Consider the following 202-nt stretch of genomic DNA (forward strand, 5'->3'; position numbering starts at 1 on the left):
CCACTTTGAGGACATCGAACAAGATCCCCTGTTGAAGCTGAAGTTGGACGTGCCAAAACTGCCTGATACGACTCTGTTATATAAGGACCTCAAGCGGCTCGGTTCCGACGCTGGCATCAAGGCGATACGTTCGGCGCATAGACAAATCCTAAGGTCACTTCTCCCCAAAGGACAAGGCATCGTGGTCGATATCGACTCCTCT

General features: G+C 51.5%; 1 protein-coding gene. It reads left to right on the forward strand.

Annotated features, from left to right (window positions below):
- Positions 1-202, forward strand: a 202-nt coding sequence (locus J3482_RS20720; protein WP_206923156.1) for a hypothetical protein, incomplete at both ends; no start/stop codon positions are given.

Source organism: Alicyclobacillus suci, from assembly GCF_017329615.1.
Taxonomy (GTDB): Bacteria; Bacillota; Bacilli; order Alicyclobacillales; family Alicyclobacillaceae; genus Alicyclobacillus; species Alicyclobacillus suci.